The sequence below is a fragment of the Janthinobacterium amylolyticum genome (genome assembly GCF_051380655.1).
Taxonomy (GTDB): domain Bacteria; phylum Pseudomonadota; class Gammaproteobacteria; order Burkholderiales; family Burkholderiaceae_D; genus Janthinobacterium.
The window spans coordinates 252,762-274,563 of sequence record NZ_JBNYXL010000004.1; the positions used below are offsets into that span (position 1 = coordinate 252,762).

A 21,802-nucleotide genomic window follows, 5' to 3' on the forward strand; every position below is an offset into this window, starting at 1 on the left:
TGCGGCGGCGGGCGACATGGGCAACCTGTCCTGCTATGCCGCCTTGCGCCAGCCATGCATCAGCCCATGTGCCGCCAAGCCTGCCGCCAGTCCCCACAGGGCACCGCCCACGCCCAGCAGGGTCACGTTCGCGGCCGTCGCCAGGAAAGTAATCAAGGCCGTTTCGCGGGTGCGCACGTCCGCCATCGCCTGCGCCAGGCTGTTGCCGATGGCGCCCAGCAAGGCCAGGCCGGCCAGGGTCGTGATGAAGGTGCGCGGCAAGACCATGAACAGGCTGGCCAGGGTCACGCCGAAGACGCCCACGAGGATGTACAGCACGCCGCACGCCAGGCCGGCGACATAGCGCTTCGACGGGTCCGCATGCGCATCCTTGCCCGTGCAGATGGCGGCCGTGATGGCGGCCACGTTGAAAGCGTGCGCGCCGAACGGCGCCATGAGCAGCGAACCGAGCCCCGTCACCGTCACAATGGGATTGGCGCTGACGTTGTAGCCGTCGTTGCGCAACACCAGCATGCCGGGCATGTATTGCCCCGTCAGGGTGATCAGGAACAGGGGCAGCGCCACGCCCAGCAGGGCCGCCACGGAAAAGCGCGGCATCTCGAACACGGGCGCGGCCAGGGCCAGTTCGATGCCTTGCGTATCGATGCGCCCCTGCGAGAGCAGCAGGGCCAGGCCGATCAGCATGATGCCCACCACGGCATAGCGCGCCGTAAAGCGGCGCAGCACGGCATACGACAGCAGCAAGACCACCACCAGCAGCGGATCGGCGCTGGCGCCGCCGAACGCGTTCACGCCGAACTGCAGCAGGATGCCGGCCAGCAGGCCGGCCGCGATGCCACCGGGGATCAGCCGCACAAGGCGCTCGAAGGCGCCGGACATGCCCAGCACAATGAAGGCGATGGCCGACATGACATAGGCGCCGATCACCTCGGCGTACGGCGTGTGCGGCATGACGGTGGCCAGGAAGGCCACGCCGGGCGTGGACCAGGCCGTGATGACGGGCGCGCGGTAGCGGTAGCTGAGCCAGATCCCCGTCACGCCCACGCCGATGCTCAGCGACCAGACCCAGGACGCCGTCTGCGCCGCGCTCAGCTGGGCCAGCTGCGCCGCCTGGAACACCAGCACGAAGGTGCCGCCATAGTTGACGAGCACGGAGATGCAGGCGGCGATGGACGGCGAGAGCAGATCGCGCCAGCGCGGCCGGTTCGCCGTGGCGGCGTCTGTAGTGCTTGTATTGCCAGTTACCTTGATCGTCATGCGCATGCTCCCTGCCTTGAAAAAGGAGCATGGTAGCGCCGCGATGGACTGCCGTAGCAGGCCAATTTCAACAAGTACAGCAGACCACTTCAGTGCTATAAGCCGAGCGCGCGGGCCAGCCGGGCAATGCCGCTGCCGATTTCGTGCGGCGTCAAGGCCGCAAAACCCAGCAGCCAGCCGCCCCGGGCCGGCGCCGCCGCATACAGCCGGCTCAGGCCGGGCAGCACGATGCCCGCCTGCGCCGCCAGGCGGATCGTCTCCAGCTCGTCCCTGCCCTGGTGCAGCAGGCATGGCATCTGCAAGCCGCCCGGCGGCAGGTGCGCCGTCACGATGTGGGGCAGGTGCCGCTGCACGGCCTGCGCCATCGCATCGCGGCGCACGGCGTAGATATTGCGCATGGCGCGCACATGGGCGGCGAAATGGCCGTCGGCGATGAAACGGGCCAGTGTCAATTGATCCAGCTGCGGCGTGTGGCCATCGAGGATGCTGCGCGCATGCGTCATCGCTTGCACCAGCGCGGGCGGCAGCACCATGTAGCCTATGCGCAAGCCCGGATACAGCGACTTGGCGAACGTGCCCAGGTAGATCGTGCGCTGGCGCGCATCGAGCCCCTGCACGCAGGCCGTCGGCAAGCCTGCGTAGTGAAACTGGCTGTCGTAATCATCCTCGATGATCCAGCCCTGGCGCTCGGCGGCCCAGGCGACCAGGTCCAGGCGGCGCTCGAGCGCCAGGGTGGCGCCCGTCGGATACTGATGCGACGGCGTGACGTATACCGTATTCGCCCCGCTTGTGTCGGCGCGCAGGCTGGCTGTGCACAGTCCCTGCGCATCGACGGGCACAGGCACCACGCGCAACTGCGCCATCTCGAACGCCTTGCGCGCGCCGAAATACCCGGGGTCTTCCATCAGGATGGGGCCATGCGCGTCGGCCAGCACCTGCGCGCACAGATATAAAGCCTGGCGCGTGCTGCTCAGGACCAGTACCTGCCCGGCCGTGGCCCGCGCGCCGCGCTCCAGGTTCACATAATCGGCAATCGCCTGGCGCAAAGGCTCGGCCCCTTGCGGGTCGCCGTGCAGCAGCACGCCGGCTGCGTGCCCGCTGGCGGCCTGGCGCCGCAGCCGCTCCCACACATCGTGGGGAAAAGCCCGCGTTTCAGGCAGGCCCGTGGCGAAGGCCTTGACGCTTTGCTGGTCAAGCACGCCGCCGCTGGCGAGGATCTGCGCGCCGCGCACGCTGAGCGCCACCGGCTGCGCCGATACGGGCGCCAGCCCATGCGAATGCTTGCCCAGCAGGCTCGCGCCTATCGTCGGCGAGACGAAACTGCCCGATCCCGTTTTCCGCCGCAGATAGCCGTCCAGGCGCAGCTGCGCGTAGGCCTGCTCCACCGTGTCGCGCGACACGCCCAGCGATTGCGCCAGCGCGCGCGTGGCCGGCAGGCGCAGGCCGGGCGCCAGCACGCCATCGAGTATCAGCTGGCGCAATGCACGCTGCACGCGCACGCGCAAGTCGAGCGCCGCCCATCGCGCGTCGGCCAGGCGGATTTTCAGGGTCTCGAGTTCGAACTGCGGCGTCATGGGGCCCTGGCGCGGGCAGCATCCACGGCAGCGACGCTGCTGGCCTGCGAAAACCCATGCTGCTGCAGCACCGCCACCAGCTGTGCGCCGGGACAGCCCAGGCGCAGGTTTTCCGCCACCCAGTCCTGCCACTCGCGGCTGATGTCCGGCATGGCTTCCTCTTCCAGGGTGAGGCCGAGTATCCATTCGGCCAGCAAGCCGTTGATGCGCTTCGTGTCGATCAGGTGCTGCACCACCGCGTGGCCCGAATGGGGAAACGGGTGCAGGGTGCAGCGGCCAAAGGCGGCCAGACGCTGCGCGTGCATGGCGTCGAGATTGACCGATTCGCTGGCACTGGCGCCCGCGTTGGCTGCATCCGGCCGCGTGCCGAAGGCCAGGTGGATCTGCGTCTTGTCGGTCGCCCTGGCACGGCACAGGGCCGCCAGGTCCGGGTAGCCGGAGGCCGGCGGATCCTGCGCCAGCGACTCCATCACGGACAGCCAGCGCAGTTCGTGGTACAGGCGCGCCTGCTCCACGTCAAGGAAGGACAGCGGGCCAAAGGCGATGATCTGCTCCACTTCCAGCAGCAAGCCAAACATGACGGCCGCATACGCGCCCATGGACTGGCCGATGGTGGTGGTCTGGCTGGGCGCGATGCGGCGCACCAGTTCGCGCAGCGCTGGCGCCGATGCGTCCACATGGCTGCCCAGTCCAGCGATGCCGCGGTGGTACCAGGCATTGCCGGAATCGCGCACGAGGATCTTGTTCAGGTGCTGGCCGCTGGCCTGCTCCAGCTTGCGCAGGCGTCCGTAAAAATCGAAGGCGGGACGCGTGGTCCAGGAAACGAAGCCAAAGGCGATCACCAGCGGCGCGCCGGGCACGATGCGGTCCACCAGCACGTCGTCGCCACTGGTGGCGACCAGTCGGTTATCCAGCGCTTGCGCTTGCAGCATCGGCCCGGCTCCCAGGTAAAGGTGAAAACAGCAGAAAGCATGAGTTTAATGCCAGCACTGGCAAAATGGAAACAATTGCCGCTGCCGTACGCGGGCCGGCGCGAAAAACTGCTAGTCTGCACGCATCCCCCTCACAGGAGCATCGCATGCCGCATCGCCTGACATACCTTCCCCTCGCCGCCGCCATCGCCCTGGCCGCCGGCTGCGCCGCTACCAGCGACAGCGCCAAGCCGAACGCCAGCCTGGCGCCGCAGGCCAGCCTGACGAATACCTACTGGAAGCTCACGCAGCTCGATGGCGCCGAGGTGGCGATGGCGCCGCAGCAGGAGCGCGAAGTGCGCATTACCCTCACCAGCGACGGCAAGGTCACCGGTTTCACTGGCTGCAACCGCGTCATGGGCGGCTACACGCTGGCCGGCAAGACCTTGCGCTTCACCCAGCTGGCCGGCACGCGCATGGCCTGCCCGCCGCCATTGATGCAGCTGGAAAGCGCGGTTTTGGCCAATTTGAACAGCGTGACGGGCTACCAGCTTGAAGGCGAGAAGCTGATCCTGCTCAAGGATGGCGCGCCCGTGGCCAGGTTTGAATCGGTGTATCTGTGAAATAAAAATCCACTACCGTTACAATGGCTTCCAGCCCATCAATTGGAAGGAAGCCATGTCCGCACTGCCCTCGCCATCGTCTCCCCCCCTGCCATCGGCCGCCGGCCGCTACCGCGCTTTTCTGTTCGACATGGACGGTACCGTCATCAACTCCATCGCCGCCGCCGAACGCATCTGGGGTACGTGGGCGCAGCGCCAGGGCCTCGACGTGGCGGCATTCCTGCCCACCATCCACGGCGCGCGCTCGGTCGACACCATCGCCAAACTGCGCTTGCCCGGCGTCGACGCGCAGCGCGAGTCGCAGGGCATCACGGATGCGGAAATCATCGATGTGGCGGGAATCATTGAAATCGCGGGCGCACTGCGTTTTTTGACGTCGCTGCCGCCGGCGCAATGGGCCATTGTCACCTCGGCGCCGCGCGCGCTGGCGACAGCACGCCTGCAGGCGGCCGGCATGCCGATACCGGCCATCATGGTGACGGCCGAAGACGTCAAGGCCGGCAAGCCGAAACCCGATTGCTACTTGCTGGCGGCTGAAAAACTGGGCGTCGCACCCGGCGACTGCCTGGTGTTTGAAGACGCCTCGGTCGGCATCGAGGCCGGTGAGGCGGCCGGTGCGAAAGTCATGGTGGTCACGGCCACGCACGCGCATCCGCTGGCCACGCGCCATCCGGCCATCGCCAGTTACGAGGGCCTCGTGGCGACGGTCGATGCGGACGGTTTCATCATTCTGGCCGAGACGGCTGCAGCACCCGCGACAAGATAGACTGTTCCAGCGCGGCGAAGGCCGCATGGCCGCGCTGGCGGGGGCGCGGCAAGTCCACCCGCACATCCAGCGTGATCCGCCCATCTTCGATCAGCAGCACCCGGTCGGCCAGTGCCACCGCCTCGGCCACGTCGTGCGTCACCAGCACGGCCGTAAAGCCGCGCGCCAGCCATAGCGACTCGATCAGCTGCTGCATCTCGATGCGCGTCAGGGCGTCGAGCGCGCCAAGCGGCTCATCGAGCAGCAGCAATTGCGGTTCGTGCACGAGCGCGCGCGCCAGCGCCACGCGCTGCTTCTGGCCGCCCGACAGGGCCGCAGGCCAGTCGTCCGCACGCTCGGCCAGGCCCACCGTCCATAGCGAAGCGGCCGCCGCACCGATGGAGCGGGGCAAGCCCAGGGCCACATTGTCGAGCACCGTCTTCCACGGCAGCAAGCGCGATTCCTGGAACATGATGCGGATATCGGGTGCGCCTATGCCCGTGCCGATCGTCAGCTTGCCGTCATCGATACTTTCCAGTCCCGCGATCGAACGCAGCAAGGTGCTCTTGCCGCAGCCGCTGCGCCCCACGATGGCGACAAACTCGCCCGCTTCCAGCTGCAGGTCGACGTTTTTCAACACGGGACGGCTGGTGTAGGATTTACTCAGCTTCGTCAGTTCCAGGGGCACGCCGCGCCGCGCCAGGGGCGCCGGTGGAGCGGACGTCGGCGTCCTGGCCTGCGGCGGCGCGCCGGCCGGGTCATACCGCACGAAGTGCGACAGGAAATCCGATTCGATCTGGATGGGGGCGAGCAGCATGGTGTCCTCTTTCGTCATTTCGTCACTATCGGTAGGCGGGATTCCAGCGCAGGCAGTGGCGTTCCAGCCGGCGCGAAAACAGATCCGCCAGCTTGCCCAGCAAGGCGTACAGCAGTATCCCCACCAGTACCACGTCCGTTTGCAAAAATTCGCGCGCATTCATGGTCATGTAGCCGATGCCGGCCTGCGCCGAGATGGTTTCGGCGACGATCAGCAACACCCACACGAGGCCCAGCGAAAAGCGCACGCCCACCAGAATCGAGGGCATGGCGGCGGGCAGGATCACGTCGCGGTACAAAGGCCAGCCGGACAGGCCATAGCTTTTCGCCATTTCGATCAAGCCCTGGTCGGCCGAGCGGATGCCGTGGAAGGTATTCAGGTAGACGGGAAAGAACACGCCGACGGCCAGCAGAAACAGCTTGGCCGTCTCGTCGATGCCGAACCACAGGATCACCAGCGGAATCAGCGCCAGGGCCGGGATGTTGCGCACCATCTGCAAGGTGGTGTCGAGCAGGGTTTCCGCATGCCGGAAGCTGCCCGTCAATAGCCCCAGCAGCAAGCCCAGTCCCGCGCCGATGGCGAAACCCACCGTGGCGCGCCACAAGCTCGTTTTCAGGTGCAGCCACAATTCGCCCGACGCGGCCAGCTGCCAGAAGGCTTTTGCCACGGCCCACGGCTCGGGCAGGATGCGGCTCGACAGCCAGCCCCACTGCGACGCCAGCTGCCAGGCCAGCAGCAGCGCCACCGGCAGGGCCCACGGCGCCAGAGCGTGACGTAGCGCAGGCCATGGCGTGCCGGGCGCGCGCTTGACGATGCCGGCCGCCATCTCAGGCCGCCTTTTTCTGCGGCGCCACCGGCACGATATTGCTGGCCATGATTTCGCCAAAAGGCCCGCTCAAGGACTGCTCACCCACAGCCTTGCCCTTGCCCAGCAGCGGGAACACCAGTTCGGCGAAGCGGTACGACTCTTCCAGGTGCGGGTAGCCGGAGAAAATGAAGGTGTCGATGCCCAGGTCCGCGTATTCCCGCATGCGTGCCACCACTGTCGGGCCATCGCCCACCAGGGCCGTGCCCGCCCCGCCGCGCACCAGGCCCACGCCGGCCCACAGGTTCGGCGACACTTCGAGCTTGTCGCGCCGCCCGCCATGCAGGGCCGCCATGCGCTGCTGGCCGACGGAATCCATCTTGCCGAACGCCGCCTGCGCCTTGGCGATGACTTCATCGTCCAGGTGGCTGATCAGTTCATCGGCCGCGCGCCAGGCCGCCTCGTTGGTCTCGCGCACGATCACGTGCAACCGGATGCCGAAGCGCACGGTACGGCCTCTTTTCGCGGCGCGCGCGCGGATGTCGGCGATTTTCTCGGCGACTGCGGCGGGCGGCTCGCCCCAGGTCAGATACACGTCCATCTGCTCGGCCGCCAGTGCATGCGCCGGCTCGGACGAGCCGCCGAAATACAGCGGCGGATACGGTTTCTGCACGGGTGGATACAGGGTTTTCGCGCCCTTGACCTGGATATGCTTGCCCTCGAAATCGTAGCCGGCCGCGCCGCCCTCGCCCGCCAGGGTGGCGCGCCACACCTTGATGAATTCATCGGAAATTTCATAGCGCTTGGCGTGGTCGGCAAACAGGCCGTCCGCTTCCAGCTCGCCCTGGTCGCCGCCCGTGACGACATTGATCAACAGGCGCCCGTTCGACAGGCGGTCGAAGGTGGAGGCCATGCGCACGGCCAGGCCGGGCGTGGACAGGCCTGGACGGATGGCGACGAGGAATTTGAGTTTCTGCGTCACGCTGATGAGGGACGAGGCCACCACCCAGGCGTCTTCGCAGGAGCGGCCCGTGGGCAGCAGCACGCCGTCGTAGCCCAGCGTGTCGGCGGCCACGGCCACCTGGCGCAGGTAATCGGCATCGACGGGACGCGCGCCCTGCGAGGTGCCCAGGTAGCGGCTGTCGCCGTGGGTGGGGATGAACCAGAAGACATTCAATGACATGGTGTGTTTTCCTTATTTTGCGCTGGTGGCCAGCTGGCGCGCCGGCAGCAGCGCGTCCTTGACAACGATGGGTTTCGGGATCAGCTTCAGGCTGGAAAATGCATCCGCCACCTTTTGCTGCGAGGCGATGACGTCAACCGACACGGGCTTCACGCCATACGCATAGCGCGAAGCGGCCAGCGCCACGACATCCTTGCCCAGCCCCGTCTGCGCCGACAAGATCGTCGCCACCTCTTCCGGGTTGTTGCGGCCCCAGTCATCGACCTTGGCCACTTCATCGAGCACGATGCGCAGGATCTCGGGATTTTTTTCCGCGTAGGTGCGCGACGCCAGATAAAACTGGTAGTTCGCCACCAGGCCCTTGCCATCGGCCAGCACGCGCGCGCCCAGCTGCTTTTCGGCGGCCGCCAGGAATGGGTCCCAGATGGCCCAGGCGTCCACGCTGCCCCGCTCGAAAGCGGCGCGCGCATCGGCAGGCGGCAGGAATACGGGCTGGATGTCGGCATACGCGACACCGGCCTTTTCCAGCGCCTTCAACAACAGGTAGTGCACGTTCGAACCCTTGTTCAGGGCAATCTTCTTGCCCTTCAAGTCGGCCAGGGTGCGCAGGCCGGAGCCCTTGGGCACGACGATGGCTTCGCTGGCCGGCGAGGCCGGTTCATTGCCGACATACACCAGATTGGCGCCGGCCGCCTGGGCGAAGATCGGCGGCGCCTCGCCCACGGTGCCGAAATCGATGCTGCCCACGTTCAGGCCTTCCAGCAGCACGGGACCGGCCGGGAACTCCGTCCATTTCACGCCCACGCCCTGCTCGGCCAGGCGTTTTTCCAGGGTGCCGCGTCCCTTCAACAAGGTCAGGGTGCCGTATTTCTGGTAGCCGATACGCACCTGCACCTGCACCTGCACCTGGACCTCACCCTTGGCTTGCGCCTGCGCCGCCACCGGCATGCCGGCCGCCATCACGCCGGCAGCGGCGGCAAACAGCAATCCCAGGGTGGTACGGCGCGAGAGGCGTTGTGCGTGGCGGTGTGTCATGGTGCTTCCTTTGGTCAGTGAGTAATCAGGCGGCTTGAAACTGGGGAGCGTAAGGCTGCTCTTGCAGCGAACGCAGGGGCACGGCGATATCGGCTGGCGCGGACGGAGGCCGTCCCTGCAGCAGGAACAGGCCGGACGACACGTCGTCGATGCCGGCCTGCACGCGCGCGGCGATAGTCGCATCCAGGCTCAGGCCCCGCTCTTCGTGCCAGGCCAGCTGCTGCGCATTGGCGTAGATGCTGGTAAATACCTGCTTGGCGCCCAGCGCATGCAGCACGGGACGCAGCGCATAGTCGAGCGCCAGGGTATGCGCGTGGCCGCCGCCCGTGGCCAGCGGCAGCACCAGCTTGCCGGCCAGGCCGTCTTGCGGCAGCAGGTCGAGGAAGGCTTTCAGTAAACCCGTATACGAGGCCTTGTAGATGGGCGTGGCGATCACGATGGCATCCGCCTCGGCCACGGCGCGCACGGCGTGGGCAATCGCCACGTCGTCATGGTCGGCCTGCAGCAAGGCACGCGCCGGCAGGTCGCGCACATGCAGCTTGGCACAGCTGTGGCCCTGCAGCGCCAGCTGTTCGCCGATATGCAGCAGCAAGCGGCTGGAACTCGATGGGAGTTGCGGGCTACCGCCCAATAACAAGATGCTCATGTGATGCCCGTCCTGTGCGTGATGGTTGAAATTGGTGTGAATTGGCGACTCGGATGCTTGCAGCCTATCGCCATCAGCGGGCGTGTAAAACGAATGCTTTCGCGCTTCGATATGCGTTTTTTGACTATCCAGGCCTGACGCCCCGTAGGCCATCGCACCTTCAGCCGCGCGGCTTTTTTCGCATATCCATGTGCGGTTTTCTTCGTGTACGGCGCGCAGCTGGCGGTGCACTATCGGCTGCATCGCCTTAACGGAATGTCACCCATGTCTAGCGCTTTTTTGCACACCGCCCGCCTCCAGGCTCCGCCACCTGAGCCACTGCAGGACGCCATCCGCGTCGCCACCAGGCTGGCCGCGCGCCTGGCCGAAACGGCCAATGCCCGCGACCGGGCCGGCGGCCACGCGGCGCAGGAGCGCGAATGGCTGCGCGAATCGGGCCTGCTGACCCTGTCGATTCCCGTGGAATTCGGCGGCCAGGGCGCTTCCTGGCCCCTCGTCTACCAGGTGATCCGCATCCTGGCGCGCGCCGACAGTGCGCTGGCACATGTCTTCGGTTTCCACCATTTGCAGCTGGCAGGCCTGCAGCTGTATGGCAGCGCGCAGCAGCAGCGCCGCCTGCTTTCCCTCACCGTCGACGAGCGCCTGTTCTGGGGCAATGCCCTGAACCCGCTCGACAAGAGAGTCACGGCCACCGATAGCGAAGAAGGCTATATCCTCGATGGCATCAAGAGTTTTTCCTCAGGCTCGATCGGTTCCGACTGGCTGACCGTCTCCGCCTGGCACGCGCCCACGCAGACGGCGCTGATTGCCGCCCTGCCCACGCGCCAGGATGGCGTGCGCGTGCAGGCGGACTGGGATGCCTTCGGCCAGCGCCAGACGGACAGCGGCAACGTGCATTTCCATGGCGTCGTCCTGCCGCGCGAACTGGTACTGCAGGCGCCCGCGCAAGCGGCCACGCCGCAAGCCACCGTGCGCTCGCAGATCGCCCAGCTGATCATGAGCAACCTGTATCTGGGTATCGCCGAAGGCGCGTTCGAGGCGGCACGCACTTATACGGCCGAGCATGCGAAAGCCTGGTTCGCCTCGGGCGTGGCGCAGGCCACGGACGACCCGCTGGTACAGCACCGCTATGGCCAGCTGTGGCTCTTGCTGCGCCCCGCGCAGGTGCTGGCCGACGCGGCGGCGCAGGAACTGGAAAGCGTGTTCCGCAAGGGGCCGCTGGTGACAGCCCATGAACGTGGCTTGCTGGCCGTCTCCGTGGCCGAAGCCAAGTGCCTGGCGCACAAGGCGGGACTGGAGATCAGCAGCCAGATGTTCGAACTGACGGGCGCCCGTTCCACCTCGGCCCAGTATGGCTACGACCGCTTTTGGCGCAACGTGCGCGTGCATACCCTGCACGACCCCATCGACTACAAACTGCGCGACCTGGGACGCTTTGCCTTGAATGGCACGGTGCCCGAGCCGACGGCGTATTCCTGATTCACCCACCAAGGAGCCACCATGACCATCGCCCGCCGCAGCATCCTCCTCACCGTCCTGTCACTCGCCCTGGCCAGCGGCTTCGTCCACGCCAAGGACCCGAAAGACATCACCATCGGCACCAGCGCCGGGCCGTATGCGGACCAGATCAAGCTGGGCATCAAGCCCATCCTGGAAAAGCAGGGCTACAAGGTCAAGCTGGTGGAATTCAATGACTACATCCAGCCGAACTTCGCGCTGGCCGAAGGGTCGCTCGATGCCAACGTCTTCCAGCACATCGTCTATTTGAAAAAATTCGCGCAAGAGCACAAGCTGGCGCTGACGGACCTGATCACGATCCCCACGGCGCCGATCGCCATCTACAGCAAGAAGCACAAGACCCTGGACGCTGTGAAGGAAGGCACGACGGTGGGCTTGCCGAACGACCCGACCAACCAGGCGCGCGCGCTGGTGCTGCTCGACCAGCTGGGCTGGATCAAGCTGCGCGCCAGTTTTGATCCCGTGCGCGCGTCGGAAAAGGATATCGCCGTCAACACGAAAAAAATCAGGCTGCTGCCGCTGGAGGCGGCGCAGCTGCCACGCTCCCTGGGCGACACCGACTACTCCTTCATCAACGGCAATTACGCGCTGGCGTCGGGATTGAAACTGACGGACGCGCTGGTGGCCGAGAAAATCTCGCCCAACTACATCAATCTGGTGGCCATCCGCGCGGCCGACAAGGACAAGCAGTTCGCCAAGGACCTGGCGGCCGCCTACCGCTCGCGCGAATTCCTCGACATCACGAATAAACACTTTGCCGGCTATTCGAAACCCGACTACCAGCAAGCGTTGCAGACGGCGGCCAACTCGGTGACCAAATAAGCCATGGCAAAGACGATACGCTTCAATGCCTTCCAGATGAACACGGTGGGCCACCAGTCGCCGGGGCTGTGGACGCATGCGCGCGACCGCAGCCACCGCTATACCGATCCCGGACACTGGACGGAACTGGCGCGGCTGCTGGAAGCGGGCCTGTTCGACGCGGTGTTCCTGGCCGACGTGCTGGGCGTGTATGACGTCTACCGCGGCAGCCTGGATGCGGCGCTGGAACACGGCGTGCAGGTGCCGCTGAACGATCCGCTGGCCCTCGTGCCCATCATGGCGCAGGCGACCACGCACCTGGGTTTCGGCGTCACCTGCGCCCTCACCTACGAACACCCGTACACGTTCGCGCGGCGCATCTCCACGCTCGATCACCTGACAGGCGGGCGCATCGGCTGGAATATCGTCACCGGCTATTTAGACAGCGCGGCGCGCAACCTGGGCTTGCGCCAGCAGCTGGGCCACGACGAACGCTACGACCTGGCCGACGAATACCTTGATGTCGTCTACAAGCTGTGGGAAAAAAGCTGGGACGACGACGCCGTCGTCAACGACAAGGCTCGCGGCATCTATGCCGATCCGGCCAAGGTACATCCGATCAACCATGCCGGGCGCCACTACCAGGTGCCCGGCATCCATTTGTGCGAGCCGTCGCCGCAGCGCACGCCGCTGCTGTACCAGGCGGGCACCTCGCCGCGCGGCACGCGCTTCGCGGCGCGCCACGCGGAAGCCACCTTTGTCAGCGGCCCCAGCAAGACGGTGGTGAAACGCTATGCGGACGACCTGCGCGCCGCCGTGCGGCAAGGCGGGCGCGATGGCGACACGCTGCTGATCTACGCGCAGGCGCTGGTCATCACGGGCGCCACGGCAGAAGAAGCGCGCGCCAAACACGCCGACTACCTGCGCCATGTGAACATCGAGGCGGCGCTGGTGCTGCTGTCGGGGTGGACGGGCGTCGATTTCAGCCGCTACCCGCTCGACGCCACCATCGATTACATCGATTCCCCGGCCGGCCGTTCGGCGCTGGCCTCGTTCAGCCAGGCCGACCCTGAGCGGAAATGGACGGTGCGCGAAGCAGCCGAATACATCGGCCTGGGCGGGCGCGGTCCCGTCATCGTCGGTGATGCGCGCCAGGTGGCCGACCAGCTGGAAAGCTGGCTCGATGAAACAGGCATCGACGGTTTCAACCTGGCCTTTGCCGTGGCCCACGACAGCATGGCCGACGTGGTCGCCCACATCGTGCCGGAACTGCAGCGACGCGGCCGCTACCGCACGCACTATGTGGAAGGCAGCCTGCGCCACAAGGTCTTTGGCCACGGACCGCGCCTGCCTGCCGATCACGCGGGACGCCTGGTCAGCATCGCGCCCGCCGCCGACGCCCTGGCAGCGGCCTGACATATCCAATTCCCCATTCAAGGACACCATGAAACGCAGAACCATCTTGCAACTGGCCGCCAGCGGCACCGCCATCAGCGCCTTGCCCGGCATCACCCGCGCGGCCACACCGGCGCCGCTGAAGGAGCTGCGCCTCGACTACGCCTATTATTCACCGGCCAGCCTGGTGCTGCGCCGTTTCGGCTGGCTGGAAGAAGCCTTCAAGCCTGACGGCACCAGCATCAAGTGGGTATTCAGCGCTGGCAGCAACCGCGCGCTTGAATACCTGAACGCCAACAGCATCGACATCGGTTCGAGCGCCGGCCTGGCCGCCCTGCTGGCGCGCGCCAACGGCAACCCTGTCCGCGCGCCGTATATTTTTTCGCGTCCCGAGTGGACGGCGCTGGTGGTGCGCAAGGATAGCCCCATCCGCAGCCTCGCCGATTTGAAAGGCAAGAAGGTGGCCGCCACCAAGGGCACCGACCCGTATCTGTTCCTGCTGCGCGCACTCAAGACGGCAGGCCTGAAACGCGGCGACATCGAGCACGTCAGCCTGCAGCACGCCGATGGCCGCGCGGCGCTGGAGCAAGGCAAGGTCGATGCCTGGGCCGGCCTCGATCCGCACATGGCCGCCAGCGAACTGGAGGCCGGTTCGCGCCTGATCTACCGCAACGTGGCCTTCAACACCTATGGCTTCCTGAACGTGCGCGAGGACTTCCTGGCCAGCCGTCCGGCCGAAGTGGGCAAGGTAATACAGGCCTATGAACGGGCAAGGACCTGGATACGCGCCCATCCGGCCGAGGCGGCGAAAATCCTCTCGGAAGAAGCCAAGGTCAGCCTGCCGGTGGCGCTGCTGCAGGTAAAACTGCGTAGCGACTTCAGCAATCCGCAGCCGTCGACCGAACATGTGAAAGCCTTGCTGGTGGCCGCGCCCATCCTCGTCGATGAAGCGCTGGTCAAGCCGGGCGCCGACCTGCATCGCGCCATCGCGGATCTGGTCGACACACGCTTCGCCCAGCCCTACATCGCCAAGGCATAAGCGACCATGGCCAGAGACACGCTCACCGCACCGACGCAATCGAGCCACGCCGGCGGGCAGCGCAAGCCGCATTTTCCCCGCCTGCCACGCGCGGCATGGGGGCTGCTGCTGCCCGCGCTGGCGTTGATCGCGGCGGAACTTGGCGTGCGCACGGGCGCCATTCCCGCCAACCTGCTGCCCGCGCCCAGCGACATCGCCGCCACCATCGCCGCGCTGGCGCACCAGGGCCTGGCCGGCCATGTGCTGGCCAGTACGGTGCGCGTGGCCATCGGCTTTACGGGCGGCGCCCTGCTGGCCATCGTGCTGGGGGCGGCCGTGGGCTTGAACAGCAAGGCCGAGGCGCTGCTCGACCCCACGTTCCAGGCCCTGCGCGCGATTCCCTCGCTGGCCTGGGTGCCCCTGCTGCTGTTATGGCTAGGTATCGACGAAGCGCCCAAGCTGGTCTTGATCGGCATTGGCGCCTTCTTCCCCGTCTACATGGGCGTGGCGTCCGGCATCCGCGATGTCGACCGCAAGCTGATCGACGCGGCGCGCATGTACCGCCTGAGCCGTGCCGCACTGGCCCGGCGCGTGCTGTTGCCGGCCGCGCTGCCGGCCATCTTCACGGGGCTGCGCAATGGCTTGAGCCTGGCCTGGATGTTCATGGTGGCGGCCGAGCTGATCGCCGCCAGCCAGGGTCTCGGTTATCTGCTCAGTGACGGACGCGAAACCAGCCGCGCCGACATCGTGCTGGCCGCCATCGTGCTGCTGGCCGTGCTGGGCAAGGCCAGCGACAGCCTGATGCTGCACCTGGAAACCCGATTGCTCGCCTGGCGCGACAACTACACCCATTCCTGAAAGGCGCCGCATGACTGCCCTGCTCGACATTGCCATCCACGAAAAATCCTATGGCGCCCGGCGCGTGCTGCACAATCTGACGTTGCAGCTGCGCCAGGGCGAGATCGTCAGCCTGATCGGCGCCAGCGGCTGCGGCAAGAGCAGCCTGCTGTCCATCGTGGCCGGTCTGGATACGGACTTTCGCGGCACCCTGCGCCTGGGCGGCACGCCGCTGGCCGGCGCGCACGCCGGAGTGCAGGCGGACATCGGCCTGATCTTCCAGGAGCCGCGTCTGCTTCCCTGGCTGACGGTGGCGCAGAACATCGCCTTTGGCCTCGGTGCCAGGGGCGAACATGATCCCCGGGTCGCGCAGCTGCTGCAGGAAGTGGGTCTGCACGGCCTTGCGCACAGCCTGCCCAAGCAGCTGTCGGGCGGCCAGGCGCAGCGCGCGGCGATTGCCCGCGGCCTGTTTGGCCAGCCGCGCATCCTGCTGCTCGATGAACCGTTTTCCGCCGTCGACGCTTTTACGCGCATGAAGCTGCAGGACTTGCTGGCGAGCGTCGCCGCGCGCCACGGCTTGAGCGTGCTGCTGGTCACGCACGATATCGACGAAGCGCTGTACCTGAGCGACCGCATCGTTATGCTCGACACGCGCGCCGGGCCGCCGCGCGCCCACTACGACGTGACGTCGCCGCGTCCCCGCTCGCGCACACCGGCCGCGCAAGCGGACTTGAAGGCTGCCATCCTCGCCGAACTGCACGCGGCGCACGCAATCTGACGCTTGCGCGCTGGCGCGCTGGCGTCAGTGACAAGCCTTGTCATTCATGTTAGCTTGCCGTGTTAAAAATACACAGGCGGCCACGTGCATCACCCTAGTTCGACACTCAAGTTTCCTGCTCCGCTGTTCCTCGCCGTCCTGGTGGCGGGCCTGCTGCAGGCCAATGACGCCACGGCGCAAGCCGGAACACAAACCGGCATGCCGGCCAGCGTGCAGGTTGACGCACCGGCCGACGCGCCTGCCAACGCCAGCCAGTCCGGCCACGTCAACAGCGTCCGCAACACGGAACTCAAATCCTACCGCGTGATGGCGGCTGGCCTCGACGCCTTTGACGACCACCATGCACTGGCGCCCAAGGCGCGCGAAGTGCGCTTCCAGCTGATTCCCGGCCCCGACGCCCCGGCGGACGCCATGCAGGACCTGGCCTTGCGCATCGCCGGCAACGCCACCGCGATCAGCGTGCCCCTGTCGGCCAATGGCAGCTTCGTGCTGCCCCGCAGCGCGCAAGCCGACAGCGACAATGCGGACCTGCTCACCAACAAGAAAAAGGACCAGTTCCGCTGGCAGGCCAGCGTCCACAGCGACGATGTGCCGCCCGGCATGCGCCGCCTGGGCGACCTGCGCCTGCAATGCCAGGTCAGCATCGCGATCGCCAAGAAAGAGATGCCGTTCTGGATACGCACGATGGTCGCCACCATGCTGCGCACTACCGACTGGTGCTCGGCCGACGCGCTCAAGATGGGCACGTACAGCGACCCGGCCATCGCCAGCGCCACCCTGCTCGATGGCGAGCGTCGCGTCGCGCTGCAGGTAAAAAATGGCGGCACGTCCTTCCAGGCACCGATGGGCGACACCCGCTATGCGGACGATACCCTGATCGAAATGGTCTACAGGGACCCTGCCGGCGCGCCGCCCGCATCCTTGTGACGTTTGCGTCGCGCCACATTCCGTGTCAGCATACGCCACCTTGGCAACACGGATAAGGACTGCAATGCCCCTCATGCCCCCCCGCGCGCTGGCCCCCGCCCTGTCACTGCTGCTGGCAGGCCATGCCTCCCTGGCGCTGGCGCAAGCACCTGCCACGCCGCCCACGCCCGACTGCGAAGTCTGCGCCGCCTGGAACGCCGACCAGACGCCGTTCCGCATCTTCGGCAACACCTATTATGTGGGCGTAAAGGGTCTCAGTTCGGTGCTCGTCACGTCGCCGCAAGGCCATGTGCTGATCGATGGCGGCTTGCCGGAATCGGCGCAAAAGATCATCGCCAATATCGGCGCGCTGGGTTTTCGCATCGAGGACGTCAAGCTGATACTCAATTCGCATGGCCATATCGACCATGCGGGCGGCCTGGCCGAGCTGCAGCGGCGCAGCAATGCGCTGGTGGCCGCCAGCCCGTCGGCCGCGCTGGACCTGGCGTCGGGCGAAGTGGGACCGGACGATCCGCAATACCACGCGCTGCCCAAGTACCCGCCCGTGAAAGACATGCGTCTGGCGCGCGACGGCAGCCAGTTCAATGTCGGCCCAATAGCGCTGACGGCGCACGCCACGCCGGGCCATACGCCCGGGGGCCTGAGCTGGACCTGGCAATCGTGCGACGGTCCCCGCTGCCTGAACATGGTGTATGCGGACAGCCTCAATGCCGTCTCGCGGCCCGGCTTCAAGTTCAGCGCCAGCAGCGAATATCCGAACGCGCTGGCGGACTTGCGCCACAGCTTCGAGACGCTGGAAAAGCTGCCCTGCGACGTATTGATCTCGGCCCACCCGGAAGCGTCGCAACTGTGGGAGCGGCTGGAAGCCAGCGCCACGGCAGGCAGCGAGGCGTTTATCGACCCGCAAGCCTGCCGCGCCTACGTGGCAGCGGCGCGCACGCTGCTCGACGCGCGCCTGGAGCAGGAAAGGCAGGAGTAGCGGCAAACCGACCACGCCAAGCGTGCACGCTGCCGCGCGCCGTATCTGCTACTCTGGGGGCTATCACTTCAACAAGGAAATGCCATGTTCAATATTGCCAAACTGATTCCCCTTGCGGCCATCGTCGCCATCACGGCCGGCTGCGCGCAAACACCCGTGCGTTCCGATGCGGCCGCCGCCGCGCCAGGCGCCACCTCGCCCGCCAAGCCGGCACCGAAGCTGACGGACACGCAGTGGAAGCTGAAGGAATTGAAGGGCAAGAAAGTCGTGCGCAAGGCGCCGGAGCAGCGCGAAGTGACGCTGCTGCTGGCCGAAGGCCGCGCCAGTGGCCATAGCGGCTGCAACCAGATGATGGGCGGCTACACCAGCGATGGCGTCAGCACCCTGGGTTTCTCGCAGCTGGCCGGCACCATGATGATGTGCCAGCCGCAGGACATGGACCTCGAGCGCGAACTGCTGACCACCCTGGGCGAAGTCAATGGCTACCGCTACGCCGACCAGGAACTGCTGCTATTGAAAGATGGCGTGCCCGTGGCGCGCTATGAAGCGCTGACGGTGAAATAAAACCGTGGGGTCAGTCGCTTCGCGATCGGAATCCGCCCTTTGGGGCGCATTCCCCCGCCGGGTCTGACCCCAGCACTACCTAGGGGGTCAAGCCCCTTCCGCCGCAGCTAATCGTTGCGCATCTGCGCCTGCGATACATTACTCTCAGGCGGCACGCTCTGCGTCAGCCACACATTCCCCCCGATGGTCGAACCCGCGCCGATGGTGATGCGCCCCAGCACGGTCGCGCCCGCGTAGATCACCACGTCGTCTTCGACGATGGGGTGGCGTGGCGTGCCCTTGATCAGCGCCCCGCTTGCATCGGCCGGGAAGCGCTTGGCGCCCAGGGTCACGGCCTGGTACAGGCGCACCCGCTGGCCGATGATGGCCGTCTCGCCAATCACCACGCCGGTGCCATGATCGATGAAGAACGAGGCGCCGATGCGCGCGCCCGGATGGATGTCGATGCCCGTCAGGGTGTGCGCGATGTCGGCGATCAGGCGCGCCAGGAACGGCGCGCCCAGCGCATGCAACTGGTGCGCCAGCCGGTGGTACAGGATGGCGATGGTGCCCGGGTAGCACAGCATGATCTCGGCCACCGAGGTGGCGGCCGGATCGCCCGCGTAGGCGGCCTGCACGTCCGACACCAGCAGCGCGCGGATAGCGGGCAGGCTGGCGGCGAACGCGCGCGTGATATCGCGCGCCTGCTGCGCCAGGGCCGCGTCGTCGCTGGCGCCCGCCTCCTCATCGCCGGCCGGTACCGAGAACAGCAAACCGCGCCGCACCTGTTCGCTGAGGCGGTTCAGGGTGGTATTGAGGGTATCGCCAACAAAATAATCGATGCTTTCATCGGTCAGGTTGGGCCGACCGTAATGCGTGGGGAACAGCGCCGCCGACAGGCCGTTGACGATGGTGGTCAAGGCCTCGCGCGACGGCAGTTCGCGTACCCTGCCGTTATGGCGGATCTTGTGCTTGTCTTCGCGCGAGCTGCGCAGCGCCTGGATCACGGGTCCCAGGTTCCACTGGACCGACTCCTCGGCGGGCGCCGCGGGATAAATGCTGTGCATGGTATGTCACTTCCAAAAAACGGCGAACAGGCCGGGTCGCCCCAGCTTAGCGGGCACGCGCGGCGATTCAAACGAAGGATTTCAAGATTGCATATGCGAAAAACGCATATGCAGTGCGGACAGCGCCGGCGCCAGACCCGATTCCAGCCACTAGCGTAAAATGACGGACTAACAAAAACACTCTTCAACATGACTAAATTATTAACATGGATTTTGGCGGGCCTGGCGATGGTCGGACCGCTTGCAATTGACACGTATCTGCCGTCTTTCCCCGCCATCGTGCACGACTTCAATGCCAGCCCCCTGCTGGTGCAGCAGACCCTGAGCTTTTTCCTGTTCACCTTCGCCTTCATGATGCTGTTTTACGGCACCCTGTCCGACTCGTTCGGCCGCCGTCCCGTGATTCTCGTCTCGCTGGTGCTGTACGTGATCGCCTCCGTGGGCGCCGCGCTGGCGCCGTCGCTGGGCTGGCTGCTGGCCTGGCGCGTGCTGCAGGGATTGTCGGCGGGCGCCGGCTCCGTGATCGGCCGTGCCATCGTGCAGGACCGCTATTCGGGCGCCGCCGCGCAGAAAATCCTCTCGCATATCATGATGGTCTTCGCCCTGGCGCCGGCCATCGCGCCAGTGCTGGGCGGCTGGCTGCAAGTGGGCCTGGGCTGGCGCTGGATCTTCTGGTTCCTGACGGCGTTCGGGGTGCTGATGTTCGTCGTCGTCTGGCGCGCCTTGCCGGAAAGCCTGCCGAAGGAACAGCGCCACGCCTTCCACCTGGGCGATATCGCCGTCAACTACTGGAAAGTGCTGTGCCACCGGCAGTTCCTGCTGCTGTCGACGGCCATCGGCGCCGCCTTTGGCGGCTTCGCCCTGTACATCGGTTCGGCCGCCTACTTCATCATCAACATCCTGCACTTGCCGGAAACGGCGTTCGCCTGGCTGTTCATTCCGCTGATCAGCGGCATGGTGATCGGCTCGGCGCTGTCGGCGAAAGTCGCGCACCGCTACAGCCAGCGCCAGATGATCTGGGTCGGTTTTATCCTGATGCTGGTGGCCGCCGCCGCCAATATCGGCTACAACTACTTCTTTGCGGCCGAAGTGCCATGGGCCGTGCTGCCCCTGTTCTTCTACTCGTTCGCCCTGTCGATCGCCATGCCGCCGATGACCTTGATGGCGCTGAACCACTTCCCCAACAACAGCGGCCTGGCCTCGTCGATGCAATCGTTCATCCAGATGCTGCTGTTCGCCCTCGTCTCGGGCCTGCTGGCGCCACTGCTGTTCGACAGCGCCCTGAACCTGGCTTATGGCGTGATGGCGGGACTGCTGGTGAGCTTGATTTGCTGGGTGTTTGCGCAAGGCAAGGCTGAAGCGTAATCCGACGGCATCTGCCAACCATGTTGTCGGATTACGGCCCTTCGGGCCTAATCCGACCTACGGCCAAGGCGCTGGCGTCACGTCCACATACTGCGCTCCGCCCTGCTCCGGCTCGGCTTCATTGTTTTGCGCAGGCTGGTTCAGGGAACCGGCCGGCGAACGCAAACTCAGAATCTCCTTGCGCGCTTCGACGAAGTCGGCGGAACTGAGCGGGTGTTCCTGGTCGGGCCAGTGGCTGACGGCCCATTCCTGCAGCGCTTCAAAGCGCCGCCACAGTTCGGCGATGAATTCGCGGCGCGCTTCTTCCTGCGCTTCTTCCTGCTGACCCGGCGTCTTTTCCGCGCCTTCCCCGATATCTACTTGCATGGCTGCTCCTGGCTGATCAATCGTCTTGTCACACTACCCAGGGGCCATCACGCTGTCTGTTCGCGAACGAACACAGAGTTTATTCCGGCATCTTGCGGAAACCCACGGCCAGGCGGTTCCAGGTATTGATGCTGCCGATGGCCAGGCTCACGTTGACCATTTCAGCCGGCGTCAGTTCGGCCGCCAGCGCCGCGTACACGTCATCCGGCGCCTGGCTTTGCGGCAACAGGGTCAGCGCTTCCGTCCAGGCCAGCACGGCACGCTCGCGCGCCGTGAAGAATGGCGTTTCGCGCCAGACGGACACGGCGTACAGGCGGCGCTCCGTTTCGCCCGCCTTGCGCGCATCGGCCGTGTGCATGTCCACGCAGAACGCGCAGCCATTGATTTGCGAAGCGCGCAGACGGACCAGTTCGAGCAGCGAGTGTTCCAGGCCCAGCTTGGCGATGGCCGCTTCCAGCGCGTACATGGCCTTGACCACGTCGGGCGAGGCTTGTGCGAAATCGAGTCGTTGCTGTGTCATGATGCATTCCTTGATAAAGTAGAGATGCATGATTGTAGAAGCGCAAGCATCATGCCACGCAGACCAATCCCGCCGAAAACCGGCAGACCACC

The 21,802-nt window shown here is 66.0% G+C and carries 23 protein-coding genes; 12 read left to right on the plus strand and 11 right to left on the minus strand.

The features are described 5' to 3' along the window. Nucleotides 1-33 precede the first annotated feature (33 nt). The 3 genes from ACQ4WR_RS10430 to ACQ4WR_RS10440 all read right to left on the minus strand — a co-directional run bounded on the left by ACQ4WR_RS10430 (nucleotide 34) and on the right by ACQ4WR_RS10440 (nucleotide 3,763). Nucleotides 34-1,257 (minus strand): benzoate/H(+) symporter BenE family transporter, encoded by a 1,224-nt coding sequence (locus ACQ4WR_RS10430; RefSeq protein ID WP_436487077.1) that lies wholly within the window; start codon nucleotides 1,255-1,257, stop codon nucleotides 34-36. Nucleotides 1,258-1,352: 95 nt separating this feature from the next. After that, on the minus strand, nucleotides 1,353-2,831 hold the full coding sequence (gene pdxR / locus ACQ4WR_RS10435) for a MocR-like pyridoxine biosynthesis transcription factor PdxR (RefSeq protein ID WP_436487079.1): 1,479 nt from the start codon (nucleotides 2,829-2,831) through the stop codon (nucleotides 1,353-1,355). Beyond that, entirely contained in the window at nucleotides 2,828-3,763 is a 936-nt protein-coding gene (locus ACQ4WR_RS10440; RefSeq protein ID WP_436487081.1) for a hypothetical protein, read from the minus strand. Before ACQ4WR_RS10440 ends, pdxR begins: the two co-directional genes overlap by 4 nt. 146 nt (nucleotides 3,764-3,909) lie before the next feature. Between ACQ4WR_RS10440 and ACQ4WR_RS10445 the strand changes: the two genes are divergently transcribed. Then, the gene (locus tag ACQ4WR_RS10445) at nucleotides 3,910-4,365 is read left to right on the plus strand and encodes an META domain-containing protein (RefSeq protein WP_436487083.1); all 456 of its coding nucleotides are present in this window, start codon (nucleotides 3,910-3,912) and stop codon (nucleotides 4,363-4,365) included. 55 nt (nucleotides 4,366-4,420) lie between these two features. Beyond that, the gene (locus ACQ4WR_RS10450; protein ID WP_436487085.1) at nucleotides 4,421-5,131 is read left to right on the plus strand and encodes an HAD-IA family hydrolase; all 711 of its coding nucleotides are present in this window, start codon (nucleotides 4,421-4,423) and stop codon (nucleotides 5,129-5,131) included. On the opposite strand, the gene ACQ4WR_RS10455 is transcribed toward ACQ4WR_RS10450, so the two are convergent. Genes ACQ4WR_RS10455 through ssuE form a run of 5 tightly spaced genes read right to left on the minus strand, consistent with a single transcriptional unit; the run spans nucleotide 5,091 to nucleotide 9,596 of the window. Beyond that, entirely contained in the window at nucleotides 5,091-5,927 is an 837-nt protein-coding gene (locus ACQ4WR_RS10455; RefSeq protein ID WP_436487087.1) for an ATP-binding cassette domain-containing protein, read from the minus strand. The two genes, ACQ4WR_RS10450 and ACQ4WR_RS10455, sit on opposite strands and share 41 nt — an antisense overlap. A 25-nt stretch (nucleotides 5,928-5,952) precedes the next feature. Beyond that, nucleotides 5,953-6,753 (minus strand): aliphatic sulfonate ABC transporter permease SsuC, encoded by an 801-nt coding sequence (gene ssuC, locus ACQ4WR_RS10460; protein WP_436487088.1) that lies wholly within the window; start codon nucleotides 6,751-6,753, stop codon nucleotides 5,953-5,955. 1 nt (nucleotide 6,754) lies between these two features. Beyond that, nucleotides 6,755-7,915 (minus strand): FMNH2-dependent alkanesulfonate monooxygenase, encoded by a 1,161-nt coding sequence (ssuD, locus tag ACQ4WR_RS10465; RefSeq protein WP_436487090.1) that lies wholly within the window; start codon nucleotides 7,913-7,915, stop codon nucleotides 6,755-6,757. Between the two features lie 12 nt (nucleotides 7,916-7,927). Continuing rightward, a complete protein-coding gene (locus tag ACQ4WR_RS10470; protein ID WP_436487092.1) occupies nucleotides 7,928-8,950 on the minus strand; it encodes a sulfonate ABC transporter substrate-binding protein in 1,023 nt (340 codons plus the stop codon). A 25-nt stretch (nucleotides 8,951-8,975) separates the two neighbouring features. Next, entirely contained in the window at nucleotides 8,976-9,596 is a 621-nt protein-coding gene (ssuE, locus tag ACQ4WR_RS10475) for an NADPH-dependent FMN reductase (RefSeq protein WP_436487094.1), read from the minus strand. Between the two features lie 264 nt (nucleotides 9,597-9,860). Here ssuE and ACQ4WR_RS10480 point away from each other — a divergent pair, with 264 nt between their 5' ends. From ACQ4WR_RS10480 to ACQ4WR_RS10520, 9 genes are all read left to right on the plus strand, one after another. Then, nucleotides 9,861-11,075, plus strand: coding sequence for an acyl-CoA dehydrogenase family protein (locus ACQ4WR_RS10480; protein WP_436487096.1), 1,215 nt, complete (start codon nucleotides 9,861-9,863; stop codon nucleotides 11,073-11,075). A 21-nt stretch (nucleotides 11,076-11,096) separates the two neighbouring features. Then, nucleotides 11,097-11,936, plus strand: coding sequence for a MetQ/NlpA family ABC transporter substrate-binding protein (locus tag ACQ4WR_RS10485; RefSeq protein ID WP_102298888.1), 840 nt, complete (start codon nucleotides 11,097-11,099; stop codon nucleotides 11,934-11,936). A gap of 3 nt (nucleotides 11,937-11,939) precedes the next feature. Further along, the gene (locus ACQ4WR_RS10490; RefSeq protein ID WP_436487098.1) at nucleotides 11,940-13,331 is read left to right on the plus strand and encodes an LLM class flavin-dependent oxidoreductase; all 1,392 of its coding nucleotides are present in this window, start codon (nucleotides 11,940-11,942) and stop codon (nucleotides 13,329-13,331) included. A gap of 28 nt (nucleotides 13,332-13,359) precedes the next feature. Further along, on the plus strand, nucleotides 13,360-14,349 hold the full coding sequence (locus tag ACQ4WR_RS10495) for an aliphatic sulfonate ABC transporter substrate-binding protein (RefSeq protein WP_436487100.1): 990 nt from the start codon (nucleotides 13,360-13,362) through the stop codon (nucleotides 14,347-14,349). Nucleotides 14,350-14,355: 6 nt separating this feature from the next. Next, entirely contained in the window at nucleotides 14,356-15,186 is an 831-nt protein-coding gene (locus ACQ4WR_RS10500; protein WP_436487102.1) for an ABC transporter permease, read from the plus strand. A gap of 10 nt (nucleotides 15,187-15,196) precedes the next feature. Then, nucleotides 15,197-15,943 (plus strand): ABC transporter ATP-binding protein, encoded by a 747-nt coding sequence (locus ACQ4WR_RS10505; protein ID WP_436487104.1) that lies wholly within the window; start codon nucleotides 15,197-15,199, stop codon nucleotides 15,941-15,943. An 84-nt stretch (nucleotides 15,944-16,027) separates the two neighbouring features. Then, nucleotides 16,028-16,870 (plus strand): hypothetical protein, encoded by an 843-nt coding sequence (locus ACQ4WR_RS10510; protein ID WP_436487106.1) that lies wholly within the window; start codon nucleotides 16,028-16,030, stop codon nucleotides 16,868-16,870. A 64-nt stretch (nucleotides 16,871-16,934) separates the two neighbouring features. Next, a complete protein-coding gene (gene bla / locus ACQ4WR_RS10515; protein WP_436487107.1) occupies nucleotides 16,935-17,849 on the plus strand; it encodes a subclass B3 metallo-beta-lactamase in 915 nt (304 codons plus the stop codon). An 84-nt stretch (nucleotides 17,850-17,933) separates the two neighbouring features. Next, entirely contained in the window at nucleotides 17,934-18,413 is a 480-nt protein-coding gene (locus ACQ4WR_RS10520) for an META domain-containing protein (protein ID WP_102298874.1), read from the plus strand. A gap of 107 nt (nucleotides 18,414-18,520) precedes the next feature. Here the strand turns inward: ACQ4WR_RS10520 and epsC are convergent, their stop codons facing one another. After that, a complete protein-coding gene (gene epsC / locus ACQ4WR_RS10525; RefSeq protein ID WP_436487109.1) occupies nucleotides 18,521-19,459 on the minus strand; it encodes a serine O-acetyltransferase EpsC in 939 nt (312 codons plus the stop codon). A 189-nt stretch (nucleotides 19,460-19,648) separates the two neighbouring features. Here epsC and ACQ4WR_RS10530 point away from each other — a divergent pair, with 189 nt between their 5' ends. Beyond that, complete coding sequence (locus tag ACQ4WR_RS10530; protein ID WP_436487111.1) at nucleotides 19,649-20,824, plus strand: multidrug effflux MFS transporter; 1,176 nt, start codon at nucleotides 19,649-19,651, stop codon at nucleotides 20,822-20,824. Nucleotides 20,825-20,881: 57 nt separating this feature from the next. Here ACQ4WR_RS10530 and ACQ4WR_RS10535 read toward each other — a convergent pair whose 3' ends face one another. Continuing rightward, nucleotides 20,882-21,190 carry a hypothetical protein gene (locus tag ACQ4WR_RS10535; protein WP_436487113.1) on the minus strand — a complete coding sequence of 103 codons (309 nt, stop codon included), beginning with the start codon at nucleotides 21,188-21,190 and terminating at the stop codon, nucleotides 20,882-20,884. 79 nt (nucleotides 21,191-21,269) lie between these two features. Further along, a complete protein-coding gene (locus ACQ4WR_RS10540) occupies nucleotides 21,270-21,710 on the minus strand; it encodes a carboxymuconolactone decarboxylase family protein (RefSeq protein ID WP_436487115.1) in 441 nt (146 codons plus the stop codon). Nucleotides 21,711-21,802 lie beyond the last annotated feature (92 nt).